Annotated in this window: 16 protein-coding genes, 1 tRNA gene and 5 pseudogenes; 14 read left to right on the top strand and 8 right to left on the bottom strand. The window is 51.3% G+C overall.

The window, feature by feature from the left end; all coding sequences use genetic code 11:
- Positions 1–130: 130 nt before the first annotated feature.
- Positions 131–202 (top strand) — tRNA-Arg (locus ACR1UW_RS16325).
- A gap of 239 nt (positions 203–441) precedes the next feature.
- Positions 442–594 carry a hypothetical protein gene (locus ACR1UW_RS16320; protein ID WP_033012077.1) on the top strand — a complete coding sequence of 51 codons (153 nt, stop codon included), beginning with the start codon at positions 442–444 and terminating at the stop codon, positions 592–594.
- A gap of 123 nt (positions 595–717) precedes the next feature.
- On the opposite strand, the pseudogene ACR1UW_RS16315 reads toward ACR1UW_RS16320, so the two are convergent.
- Positions 718–1,129, bottom strand: a pseudogene (locus tag ACR1UW_RS16315) (type II toxin-antitoxin system HicB family antitoxin).
- Positions 1,130–1,153: 24 nt separating this feature from the next.
- Positions 1,154–1,345, bottom strand: a complete 192-nt coding sequence (locus ACR1UW_RS16310; RefSeq protein WP_033012080.1) for a type II toxin-antitoxin system HicA family toxin — start codon at positions 1,343–1,345, stop codon at positions 1,154–1,156.
- Between the two features lie 610 nt (positions 1,346–1,955).
- Between ACR1UW_RS16310 and rpoN the strand changes: the two genes are divergently transcribed.
- The 9 genes from rpoN to tnpC all read left to right on the top strand — a co-directional run bounded on the left by rpoN (position 1,956) and on the right by tnpC (position 13,357).
- The gene (gene rpoN, locus ACR1UW_RS16305; protein ID WP_095859944.1) at positions 1,956–3,263 is read left to right on the top strand and encodes an RNA polymerase factor sigma-54; all 1,308 of its coding nucleotides are present in this window, start codon (positions 1,956–1,958) and stop codon (positions 3,261–3,263) included.
- 29 nt (positions 3,264–3,292) lie between these two features.
- The gene (locus tag ACR1UW_RS16300) at positions 3,293–3,538 is read left to right on the top strand and encodes a glutaredoxin family protein (protein ID WP_095859943.1); all 246 of its coding nucleotides are present in this window, start codon (positions 3,293–3,295) and stop codon (positions 3,536–3,538) included.
- 122 nt (positions 3,539–3,660) lie between these two features.
- Positions 3,661–4,680, top strand: a complete 1,020-nt coding sequence (locus tag ACR1UW_RS16295; RefSeq protein WP_498934107.1) for a sugar-binding transcriptional regulator — start codon at positions 3,661–3,663, stop codon at positions 4,678–4,680.
- Between the two features lie 48 nt (positions 4,681–4,728).
- Entirely contained in the window at positions 4,729–5,736 is a 1,008-nt protein-coding gene (gap, locus tag ACR1UW_RS16290; RefSeq protein WP_498934105.1) for a type I glyceraldehyde-3-phosphate dehydrogenase, read from the top strand.
- A 121-nt stretch (positions 5,737–5,857) separates the two neighbouring features.
- Positions 5,858–7,042: a phosphoglycerate kinase gene (locus ACR1UW_RS16285; RefSeq protein ID WP_498934103.1), complete on the top strand. Its 1,185-nt coding sequence runs from the start codon at positions 5,858–5,860 to the stop codon at positions 7,040–7,042.
- A 61-nt stretch (positions 7,043–7,103) separates the two neighbouring features.
- Positions 7,104–7,865: a triose-phosphate isomerase gene (gene tpiA, locus ACR1UW_RS16280; RefSeq protein WP_015375781.1), complete on the top strand. Its 762-nt coding sequence runs from the start codon at positions 7,104–7,106 to the stop codon at positions 7,863–7,865.
- On the top strand, positions 7,858–9,393 hold the full coding sequence (gene gpmI / locus ACR1UW_RS16275; protein WP_033012091.1) for a 2,3-bisphosphoglycerate-independent phosphoglycerate mutase: 1,536 nt from the start codon (positions 7,858–7,860) through the stop codon (positions 9,391–9,393). The genes tpiA and gpmI overlap by 8 nt, the downstream gene beginning before the upstream one ends.
- Positions 9,394–9,421: 28 nt before the next feature.
- A complete protein-coding gene (eno, locus tag ACR1UW_RS16270) occupies positions 9,422–10,714 on the top strand; it encodes a phosphopyruvate hydratase (RefSeq protein ID WP_063329589.1) in 1,293 nt (430 codons plus the stop codon).
- Between the two features lie 1,194 nt (positions 10,715–11,908).
- Positions 11,909–13,357, top strand: coding sequence for an IS66 family transposase (gene tnpC, locus ACR1UW_RS16265; protein WP_498934100.1), 1,449 nt, complete (start codon positions 11,909–11,911; stop codon positions 13,355–13,357).
- A gap of 465 nt (positions 13,358–13,822) precedes the next feature.
- Here the strand turns inward: tnpC and ACR1UW_RS16260 are convergent.
- Positions 13,823–14,812: pseudogene (locus tag ACR1UW_RS16260) on the bottom strand (transposase family protein); the annotation flags it as partial.
- Between ACR1UW_RS16260 and ACR1UW_RS16255 the strand changes: the two are divergent.
- The 3 genes and pseudogenes from ACR1UW_RS16255 to ACR1UW_RS16245 form a co-directional block, all read left to right on the top strand.
- Positions 14,795–15,205: pseudogene (locus tag ACR1UW_RS16255) on the top strand (transposase); the annotation flags it as partial. The pseudogenes ACR1UW_RS16260 and ACR1UW_RS16255 overlap by 18 nt on opposite strands.
- A gap of 183 nt (positions 15,206–15,388) precedes the next feature.
- Entirely contained in the window at positions 15,389–15,568 is a 180-nt protein-coding gene (locus ACR1UW_RS16250; protein WP_122983948.1) for an RHS domain-containing protein, read from the top strand.
- A 240-nt stretch (positions 15,569–15,808) separates the two neighbouring features.
- Positions 15,809–17,305, top strand: a complete 1,497-nt coding sequence (locus ACR1UW_RS16245; protein ID WP_033008934.1) for a carboxylesterase/lipase family protein — start codon at positions 15,809–15,811, stop codon at positions 17,303–17,305.
- 100 nt (positions 17,306–17,405) lie between these two features.
- Here ACR1UW_RS16245 and ACR1UW_RS16240 read toward each other — a convergent pair whose 3' ends face one another.
- From ACR1UW_RS16240 to ACR1UW_RS16220, 5 genes and pseudogenes are all read right to left on the bottom strand, one after another.
- A complete protein-coding gene (locus ACR1UW_RS16240; RefSeq protein WP_100659542.1) occupies positions 17,406–17,621 on the bottom strand; it encodes a hypothetical protein in 216 nt (71 codons plus the stop codon).
- An 866-nt stretch (positions 17,622–18,487) separates the two neighbouring features.
- Positions 18,488–18,898, bottom strand: a pseudogene (locus ACR1UW_RS16235) (zinc ribbon domain-containing protein); the annotation flags it as partial.
- A gap of 254 nt (positions 18,899–19,152) precedes the next feature.
- Positions 19,153–20,373 (bottom strand): IS110 family RNA-guided transposase, encoded by a 1,221-nt coding sequence (locus tag ACR1UW_RS16230; protein ID WP_498934097.1) that lies wholly within the window; start codon positions 20,371–20,373, stop codon positions 19,153–19,155.
- 340 nt (positions 20,374–20,713) lie between these two features.
- A pseudogene (locus ACR1UW_RS16225) lies at positions 20,714–20,959 on the bottom strand (type II toxin-antitoxin system PemK/MazF family toxin); the annotation flags it as partial.
- Entirely contained in the window at positions 20,959–21,258 is a 300-nt protein-coding gene (locus tag ACR1UW_RS16220) for an AbrB/MazE/SpoVT family DNA-binding domain-containing protein (RefSeq protein WP_044743778.1), read from the bottom strand. The gene ACR1UW_RS16220 and the pseudogene ACR1UW_RS16225, both read right to left, overlap by 1 nt.
- Positions 21,259–21,341 lie beyond the last annotated feature (83 nt).

The following is a 21,341-nucleotide window of genomic DNA, read 5'->3' as shown; positions in this document are numbered from 1 at the left end:
AGGCGATAAGGTGTGGAATGGGATCCTAATTTTTCCTCTTTTTTTATTGCATTTTCCCCTTGCATTTTTTTTCGATCCTGCTATAATAGAACATGCAACAGAACGGAACAGCAAAACAATCAATCGATATGCCCTCGTAGTGTAGTGGATAGCACGAGAGATTCCGGTTCTCTTAGCGTGGGTTCGAATCCTGCCGAGGGCGCTACTTGTATCCGACCCGTTCGGATCGGAATTCCTAAACTCCTTGATACGACCGCGTTTGCGGTCGTTTTTCATTTTTGGGGAATCCCGAAAAAAACGATAGAATCCGAAAAAATTTTGCACGAATTTTGCACGGCTATTTGGTACGATCCAGTTCCGCCATCGCGTGACGACCTGCCAGGATTCTTTTTGTTCCATCTCATCTAAAATATGCGAGTACGTTTGCAGAGTAGTGACAATATGGCGGAACGGGAAACGAGTTTGGAGCAGCTGGCTTCGATTCGGTTTCGCCAACCGTCGATCACGATTCGGACCTTGTCCGCAGACAAAGCGTATGGCGCCACGGAGTATCTGGAAGCGCTCTTTCTTCATCCAGACTACAGTTGCAAATGATTTGTGTACCTCTTCAAGTGGTGTTCAGACAATGATTGAATGGTCGGAGAAAAAATAAAAAAAACGTATAAACGAAAGCCTCTTCTGCTGCCTTTGCGAGTGAAGAGGCTTTTTATAATGTATTTATCGGTCGGTAGCGCCAAGATGCTTCTTTAATGCTTCTTGAAGAATTTGGGAGTAGTTCACGTTATGTTCTTTCGCTAGATCATCAAGCCATTTCGGGATAGTCAACGTCTTTTTAACGGCTCTGTTTTCCATTTCATGTCTAAAAGGTGGCATCCATACCTCGATGAACACGATTACTTGATTGTTTTCTGTTTGAATTTCCGATACTTTTGAAGGCTCAGGAATCTCTTCATTTTCCTGTTCCAAGCCGTATAAGTGTAATGCCATCGCCTCTTTAGCCATTTTAAAAGCGTCTTCTTCTGTATCTCCGCAAGTAAAGCAGCCAGGAAGATCAGGAAACTCAACAGAATATTCCATCGCTGCTGTAATCGAAAATAGCTGGATAAATATAGCGGTCTTTTTTGTGCATATATGTTAACCTCCTTTAGGGGGCTTATAATAGTCCCGCCTGTTTGAGTATGCTTTTTACTGTTTTGATCGGTAAGTTTTTCTTTGGATGGGGGATGGTTACTAGTCCAGGTTTACTGGGATGTTTAAACTGATGATGACTGCCACTTGTTCTTACTATGTACCACCCATCTTGTTGTATGATTTTTATTAATTCCTTTGAAGAGTAACTCTTCATTTCCCTCCCTCCTTAATTACATTATAACACGTATTTTAACACGTATAAACAGTTTTTAATCAATTTTTTGTTTTTTGTCGTGTAAATGCCACTAATAAGTGAAAGGTGCAAACCGAATCCTCCTTCCGTTGCGTCACCCGATTGGGCGGCGTTTTTTATTTAGGTGAGGTGATACACGTGTAGAAGTTGCACGAGGTATTGAACGATAACAAAAGCTAAACCACATGAAGAAAAAGGACAGAATGACCTGGGGCGACTGGATGGAGATCATGGGGTCCGGCGCGATACGTATAAACGAGTGCGCGGGGCGGTGAGGAGGAAATGGGAAGGAATAAAGACCCTTAGGTTAAAAAACATATACTTGGTATATGGTTATAATCCTGCCGAGGCAAAACAGCCGCCTAGGAGGCTGTTTTTCTTTTAGATCAGCAGCGGACGCGCCGCTTTCCTCGAGAGGGTTCCCAAATCAAGGGCTCGGGCGGGGCATTGGGTTTTTTCGTCTGAACAGGCGCCGGTTCGGGCGGTCGACAAGGCCGCTTTCCGCCGTCAAAAATTTCTCCTACCCCTCATCCTTGCCGTCGTGTACAATAAAAGAAAGGGAGGCGTGACGATGAGGGCGGAGTTATGGCAAGAGCAGCGGCTGCAGCTGTCGCTGACAAAGGAACTGGTGCAGGCGATTGAACTGCTGCAATATTCCGCATTGGATTTGGAAGCGTTTTTATATGAACGGTCGCTGGAAAACCCGTTTTTGGAAATTCGCCGCACCCGGGTGCGGCAACGGCCAAGCCGGACCGAAAGAGACCAAAAGCAATGGCTCGAGAACATTGGCGCCCGCGCAGAGACACTTGTTGGCCATTTGCTTTCTCAGCTGCCTGCGTTGAAGCTGGCCGATCGGGAAGAGCGCATCGTCCGTTATCTCATTGCCTCGCTCGATGAGGATGGCTATTTGCGCGTGCCGCTTGCCGAGCTGGCGGCGCGGTTTTCCGCATCGGAACAAGAGATGGAACGGGGGCTGCGCCTTGTGCAGTCGCTCGACCCGCCGGGAGTCGGCGCCCGCGATTTGGCGGAATGCCTCTTGCTGCAGCTTGAACGTCTTCCTGAGCGCGACGAGCTGGCGGAAACGATCGTCCGTTATCATTTTGTTCCTTTTGCGGAAAAGTCGTGGAAAACGCTGGCCAAGCAGCTTGGCGTCAGCCTTGGCGAACTGCAACGCGTCTTCGAGCTCATTCGCACACTCGAGCCACGGCCGGGCATTCACTATTCGAGCGAAACCCCGCCTTTGGTCGTGCCGGATGTCATCGTCACCCGCAAAGGGGATGGAGACTGGATTGTCGCCTACAACGATGACATCCATCCGGAGCTCGGATGGAATCGGGAGTACGAGCGGCGCATCGCCGCATCGAGCGATCGGCATGCCGAACAGTTTATCAAAGAAAAATATCGGCAGTTTACATGGCTTGCAAAAAGCCTAGAGCAGCGAAAACAGACGCTTCTTCGGCTCATGGCGGTCATTGTCGATCGCCAGCGTCCGTGTTTGGAGTTCGGATTTGCGGCGCTTAAACCGATGACGATGCGCGAGGTGGCCGAGGAGCTCGGCGTCCATGAATCGACGGTAAGCCGTGCGGCGCGTCATAAATATGTGCAAACGCCGTTTGGCACGATCGAGCTGCGCCGCTTCTTTTCGAACGCCGCGACGGTCAAGGAAACGATCGAGGTGGCCTCCTCCGCTCAAGTGAAATCGATCATCCAAGAGCTGATCGCGGCGGAAGACCGACAGGCGCCGCTTTCTGACCAACAGCTGGCCGATTTGCTTCATGGCCGATACGGCATCGCCATTTCGCGCCGCACGGTCGCCAAATACCGCGAGCAGCTGCGCATTCCTTCTTCGGCGAAACGAAAGCAATACACCGGAGCTTGATGCGACCGGTGAAAGAAAGGAAGAACGCGATGCACATCCGGTTGTACACGAAGACGAACTGTCCGCTTTGCGACAAAGCGAAAGCGGTTTTGACGGAGCTGCAGGTAGACTATCGGTTTACGATGGAAGAGATCGATATTTATGAAGACGACGCGCTTCTCGAGAAATATCAGTTGATGATTCCGGTCGTCGAGCTTGACGGGGAAGAAATCGGGTATGGGATGATTGAAAAAGAAATGGTGAGAAAGCGGTTGCGGCAAGTGCGAAACAGTTGAACGGCTATCGTCCTCCTGCTATAATGAAAATAGCGCGGGAGGAATTTTTTATCGATTGGCGGGACATAATATGTCATACCGGGACAAAAAACGTCCCTATGTTCTGCTAAGGGGAAGGATCGATGCAACCGTTAGTAGAGGCATTAAAAAAATTATCGCCCGACTTGCTTGACGTTATGCAAAAACGGTACGAGATTTTGCACTCCATTTCGCTTATGGCGCCGGTCGGGCGGCGGGTGCTGGCTGCCAGCCTTGGCATGAGCGAGCGGGTGCTGCGGTCGGAAACAGAGTTTTTGAAAGGGCAAAACTTGCTTTCCGCCGATGTATCGGGCATGAGGCTGACGGAAGAAGGCCAAGCGCTGCTGTATACGCTCCACGATTTGATGCGGGAAGCGCTTGGGCTCAAAGAGCTGGAAGCCGCGTTGCAGGAGCAGCTTGGCATTCCGCGCGTAATTGTCGTTGCCGGGGATAGCGACCGGTTTCCTTGGGTAAAAAAAGAAATGGGAAGAGCGTGCGTCGCCTGCATGAAGGAGCTGCTTGAGCCCGGGGACATCGTCGCCGTGGCCGGCGGAACGACGATGGCGGCGGTCGCGGAGATGATGACGCCGGATTCGAAGCTTCGCGATGTGTTGTTCGTGCCGGCGCGTGGAGGCCTTGGCGAAGATGTCGAGAATCAGGCGAACACGATTTGTGCGAAAATGGCGGAAAAAGCGATGGGCCGCTATCGGTTGCTGCACGTGCCTGACCAGCTGAGCGACGAAGCGTATGCGTCGCTCGTCGAAGAGCCAGCCGTGAAGGAAGTGCTGGAGCTCATCCAATCATGCCGCATGGTCGTCCATGGCATCGGTGAAGCGGTGACGATGGCCAAGCGGCGGAAGACGCCGCCTGTAGAGATGGAGAACATCATCGCCCGCCATGCGGTCGCCGAGGCGTTCGGCTACTATTTCAACGAGTACGGCGACGTCGTCCATAAAGTGAAAACAGTCGGCATTCAACTTGAGCATCTCCCGCATGTCGAACATGTCATCGCCGTCGCCGGAGGGGCATCGAAGGCGAAAGCCATTCGCGCCTATATGAAGCGGGCGCCGCATTCACTGCTCGTCACCGACGAAGGTGCCGCCAAAGCGTTAGTAGGGGAATAACTTCCCTTGCCGATACTATTCAGCAGCAAAGTTAAGGAGGAAAACACGATGGCAGTAAAAGTTGGGATCAACGGATTTGGCCGCATTGGGCGCAATGTGTTCCGCGCGGCATTGAAAAATCCGAACATTGAAGTGGTGGCGGTGAACGATTTAACGGATGCCAACACGCTTGCGCATTTGTTGAAGTATGACTCCGTTCACGGCCAGCTGGATGCAGAAGTGTCCGTCAACGGCAACAACTTGGTCGTCAACGGCAAAGAAATCATCGTCAAAGCGGAACGCGACCCGGCCAACTTGGCATGGGGCGAAATCGGCGTTGACATCGTCGTCGAATCGACCGGCCGCTTCACGAAACGCGAAGATGCGGCGAAGCATTTGGAAGCCGGCGCGAAAAAAGTGATCATTTCCGCCCCGGCGAAAAACGAAGACATTACGATCGTCATGGGCGTCAACCAAGACAAATACGACCCGAAAAGCCACCATGTTATCTCGAACGCGTCGTGCACGACGAACTGCTTGGCGCCGTTTGCGAAAGTGCTGCATGAACAATTCGGCATCGTCCGCGGCATGATGACGACCGTTCATTCGTACACGAACGACCAACAAATTTTGGACTTGCCGCACAAAGATTTGCGCCGGGCCCGCGCCGCGGCGGAATCGATCATTCCGACGACGACCGGGGCGGCGAAAGCGGTCGCGCTCGTTTTGCCGGAATTGAAAGGAAAGTTGAACGGCATGGCGATGCGCGTGCCGACGCCGAACGTATCCGTTGTCGACTTGGTGGCGGAATTGGAAAAAGAAGTGACGGTCGAAGAAGTGAATGCCGCGTTGAAAGCAGCAGCGGAAGGCGAGCTGAAAGGCATTTTGGCCTACAGCGAAGAACCGCTCGTGTCGCGCGACTACAACGGCAGCACCGCTTCGTCGACGATCGACGCGTTGTCGACAATGGTCATTGAAGGCAAAATGGTGAAAGTCGTTTCGTGGTATGACAACGAAACGGGCTATTCGCACCGCGTCGTCGACTTGGCCGCCTACATCGCCTCGAAAGGGCTGTAAAACCAGCTTGGCGTTGAGTTTTCCGCCTGTTCAAGTCTATAATAGGAAAATGGAGGGGAGCGGGGAAATGATCCCCACTCCTTTTCCTTTTCCAACACCATCGTTGAAGGGGGCTGGAACGATGAACAAGAAGACGGTTCGCGACGTTGATGTCAAAGGGAAGCGCGTCTTCTGCCGCGTTGATTTCAACGTGCCGATGGAAGAAGGCGCGATCACTGATGACACACGCATTCGCGCCGCACTCCCGACGATCCGCTATTTGATCGAGCACGGGGCGAAAGTCATTTTGGCGAGCCACCTCGGCCGCCCGAAAGGAAAAGTGGTCGAAGAATTGCGTTTGGATGCCGTTGCGAAGCGGCTCGGCGAGCTGCTTGAACGGCCGGTCGCCAAAACGAATGAAGCGGTCGGCGATGAGGTGAAAGCGGCGGTCGACCGTTTGAACGAAGGCGATGTGCTCTTGCTTGAGAACGTCCGCTTCTATCCGGGCGAAGAGAAAAATGATCTCGAGCTCGCCAAAGCGTTTGCGGAGCTTGCGGATCTATATGTCAACGATGCGTTCGGCGCCGCCCATCGCGCCCATGCGTCGACGGAAGGCATCGCCCATTACTTGCCGGCGGTGGCCGGATTTTTGATGGAAAAAGAACTCGAAGTGCTTGGCAAGGCGCTTTCGAATCCGGACCGCCCGTTTACAGCGATCATCGGCGGGGCGAAAGTGAAAGACAAAATCGGCGTCATCGACAATTTGCTTGAAAAAGTCGACAACTTGATCATCGGCGGCGGACTGGCGTACACGTTCGTCAAAGCGCTTGGGCATGATGTCGGCAAGTCGCTGCTTGAAGAAGATAAAATCGAACTGGCGAAATCGTTTATGGAAAAAGCAAAAGAAAAAGGCGTCCGTTTTTATATGCCGGTGGACGTGGTCGTCGCCGACCGGTTTGCGAACGACGCCAACACGAAAGTCGTGCCGATTGACGCGATTCCAGCCGATTGGGAGGCGCTTGACATCGGCCCGAAAACGCGCGAATTGTACCGCGATGTCATTCGCGAGTCGAAGCTCGTTGTCTGGAACGGCCCGATGGGCGTCTTTGAAATGGACGCGTTCGCGCACGGGACGAGAGCGATCGCTGAAGCATTGGCGGAAGCGCCCGACACCTATTCGGTCATCGGCGGCGGGGATTCGGCGGCGGCGGTTGAGAAATTCGGCTTGGCCGACAAAATGGATCATATCTCCACCGGCGGCGGCGCTTCGCTCGAGTTTATGGAAGGAAAACAGCTGCCGGGTGTCGTCGCGCTCGAAGACAAATGACCCACGGCGCCGGATTTGGCGCATGGCGGCTGACGCCGCCCAGCGAAAGGAAGGGTGAACGATGAGAAAACCGATCATTGCAGGCAACTGGAAAATGCATAAAACATTAGCGGAAGCGGTTCAATTTGTCGAGAACGTAAAAGGGCTCGTGCCGCCGGCCGATGAAGTCGATTCCGTCGTTTGCGCGCCGTTTCTCTTTTTGGATCGGCTGGTGCAAGCGGCAGACGGCACGAATTTAAAAATCGGGGCGCAAAACATGCATTTTGCCGACCAAGGGGCGTACACCGGCGAAGTGAGCCCGGTCATGCTGAAAGACCTCGGCGTCACGTACGTCATCCTCGGCCATTCGGAGCGCCGGCAGATGTTTGCGGAGACGGATGAGACCGTCAATAAAAAAGTATTGGCGGCTTTCACCCGTGGGCTTGTGCCGATTGTTTGCTGCGGGGAAACGATCGAGGAGCGGGAAGCCGGGCAGACGAATGCGGTCGTCGCTTCACAAGTGGAAAAAGCGCTCGCCGGCTTGACGCCGGATCAAGTGAAGCAAGCGGTCATCGCTTACGAGCCGATTTGGGCGATCGGCACGGGGAAGTCGTCGACGGCGGAAGATGCGAACGACGTGTGCGGCCATATTCGTTCGGTCGTCTCGCGCCTGTTTGGCCCGGAAGCGGCGGAAGCGATCCGCATCCAATACGGCGGCAGCGTCAAACCGGACAACATCCGCGACTTTTTGGCGCAAGAACAGATCGACGGCGCCTTAGTCGGCGGGGCGAGCTTGGAGCCGGCTTCATTCTTGCAATTGGTGGAGGCGGGGCGCCATGAGTAAACGACCGGTTGCGCTCATCATTTTGGACGGGTTTGCGCTGCGCGAGGAAACGTACGGCAATGCGGTCGCCCAAGCTCACAAGCCCAATTTTGACCGCTATTGGAACGAATACCCGCACACAACGCTCAAGGCATGCGGCGAGGCGGTCGGGCTTCCGGAAGGGCAGATGGGCAACTCCGAGGTCGGACACTTGAACATCGGCGCCGGGCGCATTGTATACCAAAGCTTAACGCGGGTCAACATTGCCATCCGCGAAGGCGAGTTTGACCGGAATGAAACGTTTTTGGCAGCGATGAACCATGTGAAAGAGCATGGGACAAGCTTGCATTTGTTTGGTCTGCTGTCCGACGGCGGGGTGCACAGCCATATTCACCATTTGTACGCCCTCTTGCGCTTAGCGGCGAAAGAAGGCGTGAAGCGCGTGTACATCCACGGCTTTTTGGACGGCCGCGACGTCGGCCCGCAAACGGCGCCGCAATACATTAAAGAACTGCAGGAAAAAATCAAGGAGTACGGCGTCGGTGAAATCGCGACGTTGTCGGGCCGCTACTACTCGATGGACCGCGACAAGCGGTGGGACCGCGTCGAGAAGGCGTACCGGGCGATGGTGTACGGCGAAGGCCCGACGTACCGCGATCCGCTTGAGTGCATCGAAGATTCGTACCAACACGGCATTTACGACGAGTTCGTCCTGCCGTCGGTCATCGTCCGCGAAGACGGCCGGCCGGTGGCGACGATTCAAGACAACGACGCGATTATTTTCTACAACTTCCGCCCCGACCGGGCGATTCAAATTTCGAACACGTTTACGAATGAAGATTTCCGCGAATTTGACCGCGGCCCGAAACATCCGAAGCATTTGTTCTTTGTCTGCTTGACCCATTTCAGCGAAACGGTGAAAGGGTACGTGGCGTTCAAGCCGACGAACTTGGACAACACGCTCGGGGAAGTGCTGTCGCAGCACGGCTTGCGCCAGCTGCGCATCGCCGAGACCGAAAAATACCCGCACGTGACGTTTTTCATCAGCGGCGGCCGCGAAGAGAAATTTCCAGGCGAAGACCGGATTTTGATCAACTCGCCGAAAGTGGCGACGTACGACCTGAAACCGGAAATGAGCGCCTATGAAGTGACAGACGCGCTGCTGAAAGAGATTGCAGCTGACAAGTACGACGCGATCATCTTGAACTACGCCAACCCGGATATGGTCGGCCACTCGGGCAAGCTTGAGCCGACGATCAAGGCGGTGGAAGCCGTGGACGAATGCCTCGGCAAAGTCGTCGACGCCATTTTGGCCAAAGGCGGCATCGCCATCATCACCGCCGACCACGGCAACGCCGATGAAGTGCTGACGCCGGACGGCAAGCCGCAAACGGCGCATACAACGAATCCGGTGCCGGTGATCGTGACGAAAAAAGGCATCAAGCTGAGAGACGGCGGCATTTTAGGAGATTTGGCGCCGACGATGCTTGATTTGCTCGGTTTGCCGCAGCCGAACGAAATGACAGGGAAATCGTTGATTGTCAAATAACGATACGAAGGAAAAGGAGTGTGTGTTCATGTCTGCGATTATTGATGTTTACGCCCGCGAAGTGCTCGATTCGCGCGGCAACCCAACCGTAGAAGTGGAAGTGTATACAGAAGAAGGCGGTTTCGGCCGCGCCCTGGTGCCAAGCGGCGCCTCGACTGGGGAATATGAAGCAGTCGAACTGCGCGACGGCGACAAAAACCGCTACCTCGGCAAAGGGGTGTTAAAAGCGGTCGAAAACGTCAACGAAGTGATCGCTCCGGAAATCATCGGCCTTGAAGTGACCGACCAAGTGGCGATCGACCGCGCGTTGATTGAGCTTGACGGCACGGAAAACAAAAGCAAACTTGGCGCCAACGCCATTTTGGGCGTTTCGCTTGCCGTGGCCCGCGCGGCGGCGGACGAGCTCGGTTTGCCGCTGTACCAATACTTAGGAGGCTTTAATGCCAAAACGCTGCCGGTGCCGATGATGAACATTTTAAACGGCGGCGCGCATGCGGACAACAACGTCGACATTCAAGAATTTATGATCATGCCAGTCGGGGCGGAAAGCTTCCGCGAAGCGCTGCGCATGGGGGCGGAAATTTTCCACAGCTTAAAAGCGGTGCTGAAATCGAAAGGCTACAACACCGCGGTCGGCGATGAAGGCGGCTTCGCCCCGAACTTGAAATCGAACGAAGAAGCGCTGCAAACGATCATCGAAGCGATCGAAAAAGCCGGCTACAAACCGGGCGAGCAAGTGATGCTCGCCATGGACGTTGCTTCATCCGAGCTGTACAACAAAGAAGACGGCAAATATCATTTGGAAGGCGAAGGCGTTGTCAAAACGTCCGAAGAAATGGTCGCTTGGTATGAAGAACTTGTCTCGAAATACCCGATCATCTCGATCGAAGACGGGCTCGATGAAAACGACTGGGAAGGCCATAAACTGCTGACCGAGCGGCTCGGCAAAAAAGTGCAGCTTGTCGGCGACGACTTGTTCGTCACGAACACGAAAAAACTGGCGGAAGGCATTGAAAAAGGCGTCGGCAACTCGATTTTGATCAAAGTGAACCAAATCGGCACGCTGACGGAAACGTTTGACGCCATCGAAATGGCGAAACGCGCCGGCTACACGGCTGTCGTCTCGCACCGCTCCGGCGAAACGGAAGACAGCACGATCGCCGACATCGCCGTCGCCACGAACGCCGGCCAAATCAAAACAGGCGCGCCGTCGCGCACCGACCGCGTCGCGAAATACAACCAGCTGCTCCGCATTGAAGATGAACTCGGCCATACGGCCATTTACCAAGGCATCCGTTCGTTCTACAATTTGAAAAAATAACCGATAACAGAATCATTACAGGCACCTTTCGGCTGTTTGCCAAGAAAGGTGCCTTTTTTTGCGGCGGGCGAGGATAGCAAAGGGTCGCGTCAAAAGCGCGTTATGAAGACTCCACATAGACCATCCCCTTGAGTATCGGAGGGATGTTCAAGGATGGAGTCGCCCTTGACCAACACCCGACAAAGGTGGGAAAGAATCGTCAAGGGCGGTGGAGACAAAAAGAAGGCAATCGTTTTCCCATATTACACCCATTACATACACAGTGATTGAATATTGGGTCTTAGGGATTTCAAACAAATCGGCGAATCATTTGGGCAACAAGCTTGTCACTTCTTTGTTCTGGTAAAGTTCTTTTTCATCTTCCGTACAACAATCAATACACTTAACTATTTTGAGAAGATCAATTTTGATTTGATTATATTTTTAATTTTCTTGCAAATATTTCCCATGATTTCACTCTCATACTTAAACAATCACATCTTTGTCTCTAGAAGGCCGGTGAAAAACGAGGATACTTGAGAAATCGACGAAGCTGAATGAGAAACAAAAGCACGTTTTATCAAGGTTTCTGAATTTGAGAAAATATAGGTTTTACCTCGTTGCTAAGTAAATCACCGGGCTCCTAGAGATAAGTTGAAATTCCTTTTGAAGCTTCTTACTTCTTGTTTGTAGAAGAGCTTAAAAAACCAATGGGGACTGATAAAATAATGGAAGGTGAAATCGCACCCGAAGCCTGGTATGAGGGATGCTTAGTTTCCTATGGTTCTGGTAATGAAAAATATTGTTACCAAAATTACTTTGGAGCCAAGTGTAGAAGTGGAACACCAATTAACGCATTAGACCGATGCTGCCAAGCTCACGATCGTTGTTGGGCTAATTTTGGGAAAGGAGACGATGGTTGCGATTACGAATGATATCTCTGTGCATACGCTACTTATGATCCGGGCTGGTGGATGGTTGCCGAGTTTGGATTATTGTGCTCGCAAGGAAAATTAGGTAGCATTTTCTAAATGTTTTTATGAAAAGAGAAGGTCTATTCCAACCTTCTCTTTTCGTGCTCTTATCCTCCCATAACACGGGCTAAATAATAATAAAAACTCCAAGTAACTATTCAGCCACATCATAAAGTGAGCTGAATATTTTCTTCTTTCCTTGTCTATGATGTGAATATTGATAGACAAGGAGGTGAATCACATGTTGACGGTACAACAAGCTGTATTTACAGTTGAAAGCTTAATCAGCAAAGTCCAACAACAAAAGCAGCTCATTACTCACCAACAACAAGTCATTGAGCAACTGTTGAAAGAAAACAAACAGCTACGCAAAGAAAATGAACAACTCAAGTATCGCGTTCAAGAGCTGGAAGCACGCACGAAAAAAAACAGCTCTAATAGCCATTTGCCCCCATCTTCTGACCGTTTTGCCAACACACGTTCTTCTCGTCAACCATCTGGCAACAAGCCAGGCGGACAAGAAGGACATCAAGGAACGACGCTCCGTCAAGTGGAACATCCACATCATCGTGTCGTCCACCGTGTGCATACGTGTCAAGGATGTGGAGCTTCTTTGCGTGACGTCAAACCGTTCAAAGTCGATATCCGTCAAGTGTTTGATGTCCCTCGTGTGGCGATCGAGGTGACACAACATGAACGTGAAGTGAAATCGTGTCCACATTGTCGATGCGTGCAACAAGCCGAATTCCCATCCCATGTCACGAATCATGTGCAATACGGTCCACGGCTCACGGCGCTCGTTGTTTATTTACATCATATCCAATTGATCCCGTACAAGCGTTTAAGTGATACAATCGAAGCGTTATATCAACACTCGATTAGTACGGGAACTCTTGCCAATATGGTGAAACGAGGACGCGAAGCGCTGGAATCAAATATGGACATCATCGAAGACGCCTTACTTGAATCCAACATCCTGCATGTCGATGAAACGAGTTTGCGCATCAATGGGAAACTCGCATGGGTGCATGTCGCGTGTACATCGAGATATACATACTTGGCTCCTCACGCTTCTCGTGGAAAAAAAGCGACCGATGATATCGGGATTCTTCCCCGATATGAAGGGACGATGATGCACGATGCGTTCGGTACATATCCGAAATACACACATGCCACCCATGCCCTTTGTCACGCCCATCATTTGCGTGAGTTAAAAGGATTCATCGAACAAGGGCATACGTGGGCGATGCGCATGACCACGTTTCTGTTAGCCGCCAAGCAAGCCGTCGAAGCCCATCACGGTGCACTTTCCGAAGAAGAAGCGAGACGGTGGGAACGAGTGTATGATCGCATCCTAGAAAGAGCACAACACCGATTAGAAACGATGACGCCTCTTCCGAAAAAAGCACTTGCTTTTGTTCGACGGCTTCAAAAACGAAAGGAAGAAGCGCTGCGTTTCTTACGTGAAGTACATGTTCCCTTTGACAACAACCAAGCCGAACGCGATCTTCGCATGGTCAAAGTCAAAGAGAACATTTCGGGTACGTTTCGCGAAGAAACATTCGCGCAGTCGTTTTGCATCGCAAGAAGCATCGTTTCCACACTGACGAAACACGAAAAAAACGTGTGGGATTCGTTATGTCTTCTGTTGGCAGGCGAAACGATCGATCGAGTTCTTTCCGCTACCTAGGGCATTTTCTATGACCGAAATGCCCTATTTGTGCTGGGCTTTTTTATACACTAGCACTGGGGTGAATAGTTACAACTCCAAAGACCTAAAGAACTAAGGCTACTTAACAAGACAGCAAGCGATAAAAATAGGTTGGCATTGGATTCCTTTCTATAACGAACTAGAAACATAATGGACAGGATGATACCAGCAACGAAAAAGGGTAGCCATACCAGCCATAAAGAACCGAAGGGGAACCCGGTATCTATGAGGTAACCCACTATAAAAACAAGATTGATAAATAAAATTACAGGAAGAATTATTTTCTTCATTTACACTTTCACCTTTTACTGGAAAATGGATTGAACAAAATCTTTTATATAATTTTAACAAAATATAGAAAGGTTTTAAATAGTTTTTTTATCTGTAGATGAGTATTTTTCATTATAATAATTTCCATGTCATAAGAGGTAAACAGGGTACTCCTTAGGCGACATGGAGCTGTTTTTTGATCGCATCAATGGGAATATCTTGCTTCGCAGCGTTATCAATGAACTCGACGATGCTGTGGCCTTTCCGCGATCGAAGCAACTCCAGCCCAGCGGAAAGGGTTTGTTGGGATTCGGCAATGCTGTACACGCAGGCTAAAGCACCACTGCCCCATACCGTTTCACCGCCCGAACATGGCGAACGCGGTATCCATCTAGCTTCAGTTGCTCTTTCGCCTGCTGGAAAGCGCATTTGCTCGTTCAACGCTGGGCATCGTAACGCGAGATGTCTTCGTCGCTAAGCTCCCGATCGGTGCTCAAGAAGACACGGAGATGGTCCGGAGTCATCGGCTGATCCGCCTTCTAAGCCAGCAGCACCACCGCGTCATCGAGGCCATGGATCGACCCCTCATAGCGATACACGCGGTAACGCTCCTGACCCACCGTGACGAGGCGGGGGCTTGAGGCTTGATATAGCGGGCCAACGACTTGGTTTGGATGGCGATGCCTTTCGGATCAAGAATCCGGTTCGTCTTGAGCATGGCGATGACATGGAATCCCTGTTTCAGGCAGGCTTCGATGAGTTCCTTGGACGGATACCATGAATCCATAAGCACATACATCGGACGAGCCCGTTTCCCTTTGAACAAGGAAAGCATCTCGATTGCCAGGTCCATTTTGCTGGTTTCCACCTTTTTGTCATACAAGTGGAACGCGAACGGAAACGCTTGCGTGAAGGTGTGCACCATCAGCCAAACGAGCGAATGCCCCCAGACCATTTGATGATCTTTATGGGAGTCATGACAATCACATCCTTGAATGACGTGCGTTGCCCGTGACGAAGGCTTCGTTTTTTGGCAAATCGTATCATCCATCGAAAGGAAAAGGGGCTGATTGGGGTCCGTTTGGCCAGGCGTTCGATCTGGGGAAGAACCCGTTCTTGAAGCTTCTCAAACAGCCTTTCCTCGTTCCAAGGGCTTTTCGTGAAAATGAGTTTGCTTTTCGAAAAGGGCATGACTACGGAGTGGCGATCATGGATGCCGGGAGAAGTGTATGCCAGTGAAGCAGGAAAGAACAGGAAACCATTGGACGTGCATGGACTCATGTGTGTCGTGAGCGATTGGGTCCCAAGCGATGAAAAAAGCGATTCAAGGGGTTTGCCCAGAGACGACACATGTGGTGGATTATTTTCATGTCATTCAGCTGTTTACCGATGTGTTAGAACGTTGTCGCAAATATGTGGACAAAGGGGGGCAAGAAACACGGAAATGTTCGTTACGTTTGCCGGTTATTGAGCTAATGCCTAGAGAAGTTGACGGAGGAAGAACGTCAAATCATAGGAGAATGGTGTAACGAAAGCGATGTGATTATTATGTGTTATAGTTGGAAGATATGGAATGGATCGTCCATTTCTTTAACTAATGAGCATCCATGATGCTAGGATTGGCATCATGGATCTGTTTTTAGGGGATGATACGTATTTCTTAGTTTATCGGCTGAAACAGACGCCAACAACATCATCACAGCGGAATATACATGGGACGCATTGGGCCACCCGGTCACGATGACGAAAGGCGGAGCCACTTACTACTATCATTTGAACGGTCATGGAGATGTCGTGGCATTGACGGACGCAAGCGGAAATGTCGTTGTCCAATACGAGTATGACGCATGGGGCAACATTGTGAACCGGCGCGCTGGCGTTGGCGGCAGTCCGGGAAATCCGTATACATTGGGGGCTTGAGTTTGATACCATGCATGGAGTGACTTAAACAAAATGTTTTTGGCGTGATCGCGCCTCGAATCATCTCCTTCATGGTGTTCACTGCTTCGGCTGCGGCTATCTTTACTTTTGTACATGGGCGAGGCATCTCTCTTTTCGAAGCGGCATGAACACCTCTCATGCGGGCGCAAAACGATAGACGTGGGTGAGGTGGTGGTTTATACTATTTTTGAATCATTTGAATATTCAGGAGTGATAAAGATGGAACAAACCGTTGTTGAAACAAAGTACGGTCGGTTGCGCGGGGGAACAAATGAAGGGGTTTTCTATTGGAAAGGGATTCCGTACGCGAAAGCGCCGGTCGGTGAACGCCGTTTTCTGCCGCCGGAGCCGCCTGAGGCATGGGATGGGGTGCGGGAGGCGACTGCCTTCGGTCCTGTCGTGATGCAGCCGTCGGATCCGATTTTCAGCGGATTGCTCGGGCGGATGAGCGAGGCGCCGAGCGAAGACGGGCTGTACTTGAACATTTGGTCGCCGGCGGCGGATGGGAAGAAGCGGCCGGTGCTCGTCTGGATTCACGGCGGCGCCTTTTTGTTCGGCTCGGGTTCTTCGCCGTGGTATGACGGGACGGCGTTTGCGAAACACGGCGATGTCGTCGTCGTGACGATCAACTACCGAATGAACGTGTTTGGCTTTTTGCATCTCGGTGATTCGTTCGGCGAAGCGTACGCGCAAGCCGGGAATCTCGGCATTTTGGACCAAGTGGCGGCGCTGCGCTGGGTGAAGGAGAACATTGCGGCGTTTGGCGGTGATCCGGACAATGTGACGATTTTCGGTGAATCGGCGGGAGCGGCGAGCGTCGGCGTGCTGTTGTCGCTTCCGGAGGCGAAGGGGCTGTTTCGGCGCGCCATGTTGCAAAGCGGTTCGGGATCGCTTCTTCTCCGTTCGCCGGAGACCGCGATGGCGATGACCGAACGCATTCTCGATAAGGCTGGCATCCGTCCGGGCGACCGCGAACGGCTGTTGTCGATTCCTGCCGAGGAGCTGCTGCGGGCGGCGCTGTCGCTCGGTTCAGGGGTCATGTACGGTCCGGTGGTGGATGGCCGCGTATTGCGCCGCCATCCGATTGAAGCGCTCCGCGACGGGGCGGCCAGCGGCATTCCGATTCTCATCGGCGTGACGAAAGACGAGTACAACTTGTTTACCTTGACGGATCCGTCATGGACAAAGCTTGGCGAAAAGGAACTTCTTGACCGAATCAACCGGGAAGTCGGGCCGGTGCCAGAAGAGGCCATCCGCTATTACAAAGAAACGGCGGAGCCGTCGGCGCCTACTTGGCAAACGTGGCTTCGCATCATGACGTACCGCGTGTTTGTCGAGGGGATGCTGCGGACGGCGGACGCCCAAGCGGCGCAAGGGGCGGATGTGTACATGTACCGCTTTGACTATGAGACGCCGGTGTTCGGCGGCCAGCTGAAAGCATGCCACGCGCTCGAGCTGCCGTTTGTGTTTCACAATCTCCATCAGCCGGGCGTCGCGAATTTCGTCGGCAACCGGCCGGAGCGCGAGGCGATCGCCAATGAAATGCATTACGCTTGGCTCTCGTTTGCCCGCACCGGAGACCCGAACGGTGCTCACTTGCCGGAAGCATGGCCGGCGTATACGAGCGAGCGCAAGGCGGCCTTTGTCTTTTCGGCCGCCAGCCATGTCGAGGACGACCCGTTCGGCCGCGAGCGGGCGGCATGGCAAGGACGCTAGAAGATTTGATTCGTGAGGGAGCACCGCCGTCTGCGGAAAAATGGAGCTTCGGCCTCTCTCCGCTAAACCAACAAAGGAACGGCCAACCGCCGTTCCTTTGTTATTCGTTTGCCCCCTGAGAAGGAAGCCCAAACTGTTCCGCGAGCGCCGGGTCGCGGTCGATCGCCTCAAGCAGCTTGCGCATGACGTTGATGTCAAACGTAAAGTTCACCCCGATCGGCGAGGTGACGAAAATTTTCCCTTCCTTTGCCTCACGCGCCCGTTTGAATTGATAGCCGTCAATCGCGATGACGACTCGTTCGTCCGGTCTTGCCATTGAAGTCCCTCCAGTCGTTGCCGATTTGCTTTCTATTGTAACGCATTTCGGCGGTGGACGACAATGATCATACCGCATCCGATTCATCCTATTTCGCGCAGGAGACTCCCACTTCAACGACCAAAGGGAGTAAGTGGGAGAGGAATGCGCGTTCCCCTTTTCTTTTGTGTATGATATAATAAAGGCGTGGAGAAAACCGTTTAATAAAGGCACTCCAATAACTGCTACTCGATGTATGGAGTTGGTTACAGGAAACGTTGTAACCGTAAAACATCGAGCGTAGATCCGTCTGTTGTGTGTGGAAGCCAAGTACTGCCAACAGACACACCGAGAGAATCGGTAACGATGCAGGCATGACCTGCGTCGTTGGGTAGTTGTCAACCTGCCCTGATGCAACCCCAAGTCAAGGAAGGAGGACGAAGTCCGCTTGTACTTCTGGGGAGTTGCAAGCCCCCACTTCAAGCGTTAGCTAAGTGGGGGTAGTTGACGGAGCGTCAAGCAGATGGAGGATGAAACGTTCCTTCATCTCTGCCAAAGAGAAGAGGGAGCGAATGTTTGCTGCGCTCCCGTTGCCATTCCGTTGAATGGATGAGAAAGGCAAGGAGTTGTCGCCTTTTCTTCAGCATCGTTTCATTCGTTCGCGGCTCCATCGATGTGGTCAAGTCAGATATGTGGCGATTTTAGCCAGGCATTCGTCAATGATTTCGTCGATTTCCTCTATTTGCGCATCTTCTCGATTGTATTTTTTTAAAATTTTTAGATGACGAGCTTTCCAATCCAATGATTTGATTTGGTCGGGTGAACTACCCCCACTTAATTTTCTAGCGAAAATTTGAAGTGGGGGCTTCCAAAGAAGTTTGACTGCTTCAAGCAATCCTTATTCTTTGAGGCGTGTCCACTTCGCCGCTAGAGCATAAGACACTCAGGTCTACAGCTTTACTTTTCTTTAAGATGTTTAATGCGCCATTGACATCAGCATTAATTAGTTTGCCAGACTTTGTTCGATACAAGCCGCGCTTAATACGTTTGCCGCTGAACTTATATTCTTTTGGATTGTCGGCATTATATTCAGGAATCTCATCGCCGTCAAAAAAGCTGGCTTGAGACGTATAGGATTCTTCCTGTTTCAAGAATTCAATGCCGTAAAATTTACAAAGATATTCTAGTTTTTCTTTTATGTTACCGAGAGGAATATTGACAAAGTTTTGATTTGTCTTTTTTCCTAGATTAATATTGCGTTGCCATGTTTCCGCATAGCCAATGACAAGTTTGCCAATTTACAATCCGACGTTGTACATGTTCTTGGCAATATGGCACAGTTCTCGAAGAGTCAAGTATTCTTCTTTGGTCAAACCATTTAGCTGTTGTTTGATACAAAAATACATGTTTTCACCCCCCATCTAACTATATTATACTATATTTTACTGAATCTATCCTGAAAACACCATTTAAGACAAAAAACGGAGCCCGCCTAGCCTTCGGAATCGGATTCCAAAGGAAGGTATTTCAGTATATATATGGTTAATAAGTGCTATGCACTCGTTTTTTCTAGTTTCACTTCGTACCCTAACCCCTCTAATCGTTTCACCGTTTGACGCACGATGCTCGCTTCTCGCTGCCGATCCCAGTAGTCGGCTCCCAACTCTCTATACGGTTCCTTTCGAGTTAAGATATAATAGATCATTTCTAAAATCGTTCTCCCGACCGCGACACTCGCTCGATTCGCTCCTCTTCGTTTGGCGATCCGATGATACTTGGCCGATAGGTACGTGTTCTTCGTTCGGGCGGCGGCACGGGCGCATTCCACGAGGCACGACCTCAGCTTCTTGTTCCCTTTCCTCGTTCGACCTGACAACCGTTTCCCTGCACTCTCATGATTCCCGGGAGCCATTCCGGCCCATGAGGCCAAGTGCGCGGCGGTAGGGAACCGGCTCATATCCGTCCCGATTTCCGCTACAATTTGTTCCGCGCTTTGCCGCCCCACTCCCGGGATCGTATCGATGAGCTCCAGCGCTTCATGAAAAGGGCTCGTTCGTTCCTCGATTTCTCGATCCAACCGGGCAATCGCTTCATCTAAATACTCCACATGACGCCATTGCTCGGCCAGCATCATGCGTTGATGCGGCCCTATCACTCCTTTCAACGCGCGCCGGAGCTCTTCCGTTTTTTGTTTCAGCCGCCCTTTGGCGAGCTGGGCGAGGGCCGCCGGATCGTCTTTTCCTTCGATAAGGGCGCGAATGATGAGCCGGGCCGACATCCCGTTGATGTCGGATACGACCGAAGAAAGCTTGATATTGGCTCCTTCCAGCACTTTTTGGATGCGGTTGAGCTCCCGTGCCCGTTCCTCGATCAAACTGCGCCGATAACGGACCAGTTCCCGGAGCTCCCGCTGAGCCCGATGAGGGATGTAACTCCCTTTTAGCAATCCATGGCGAAGCAAGTCCGCGATCCATTCGGCATCTTTGACATCGGTCTTTCGCCCGGGAACCGCTTTGATGTGTTGGGCATTGACGACAAGCACTTCGATCGGCTCTGCTTCGAGGAGATTATACACTGGCTTCCAATATACGCCCGTCGACTCCATGGCAACGTGCGTCACCTTTTTTTCTTTCAGCCAATCCACCAACTCCTCGAGATCGTCGGTCAGCGTACCAAACGCGCGAATCTCTTTTCCTTCAGGGGTAAGGGCGCAAGCCGTAATCGATTGCTTATGCACGTCCAATCCGCAACAGCGTTCATACAAGACGCGCATCGGTCTCCCTCCCTGCTTCGTTCTCAAAAACAGCTGGTGCAGTAGCCTTTGTTCAAGCATTCTATCCTGCGTGCTTCCCTCAAGGGAGCGACATTCCGTGGTGCACCAGACTACTGGGGTCTGTCTATCCTTCGGACTTTTACGTACCATAGATACAACGACCTCATGACCCCAGCTGCAAGGAGACCATTCGACAGAAGGTTGTTTTCATCCTTCCGATGGTGACGAAATTTTTTTGTCATGGGAGTCTATCCTATTTTCAGCAAAATATAGTTAAGGCGATTCATCTCCCACTTACTCCGCTTCGCTTCGTTGAAGTGGGAGTCTTCTCGCCTAATTAAGATAAAATGACCCCTGTAATGGGAGCGCCGCCTTCAAGGAGTATTCCTTCTTTTGGCAAATCCACTTCAAACGGATAGCCTTTCTTCTGATTGGTGATGGGACAAACAACTGCAAATCCTGTTGCTTGATTGAATTTTTGTGGAGATAAAACAAGAGCAATTCTTCTTCCTGCTTGTTCATGGCCAGCTTGTGGATGGAAGTTCAACACAACGAAATCTCCTCTTTCCGGCGCGTCTGCGGCCATTAGATCCACTCACGCCCTTCTACCCCAAAATCGATCTCCTTATGTCGATTTTCAGGGGTAATTTGTGAGAGTAGCTCTTCCAATGTGTATTTCTTCCGTGCTCTTTTCGGCTTTAATGTGATGATTCCTTCGTTTTCAATGACATGTAATTCCATTTCAGAACCTTGTTGAATCCCGATTTGGTCAGCCGCGTCTTTTGGGATGCGGATGCCCAAACTGTTCCCCCACTTTTGCACGATGACAGTAGACATCACATTCTCTCCTTTCTTTTTTACGCTGTTGTTTTGTTTTGAATTCATTGTATCATCTCCGTTCCTAAATGTATCTACACAGTATATACAAAATGATTCAAAATGATTACATGTTTCACCAAAAAAGGAAT

The sequence above is a fragment of the Geobacillus lituanicus genome, from assembly GCF_050994965.1.
GTDB classification, from domain to species: domain Bacteria; phylum Bacillota; class Bacilli; order Bacillales; family Anoxybacillaceae; genus Geobacillus; species Geobacillus stearothermophilus.
The sequence above is the reverse complement of the archived record's forward strand: the minus strand, read 5'-3'. Positions and strand labels throughout refer to the sequence as shown.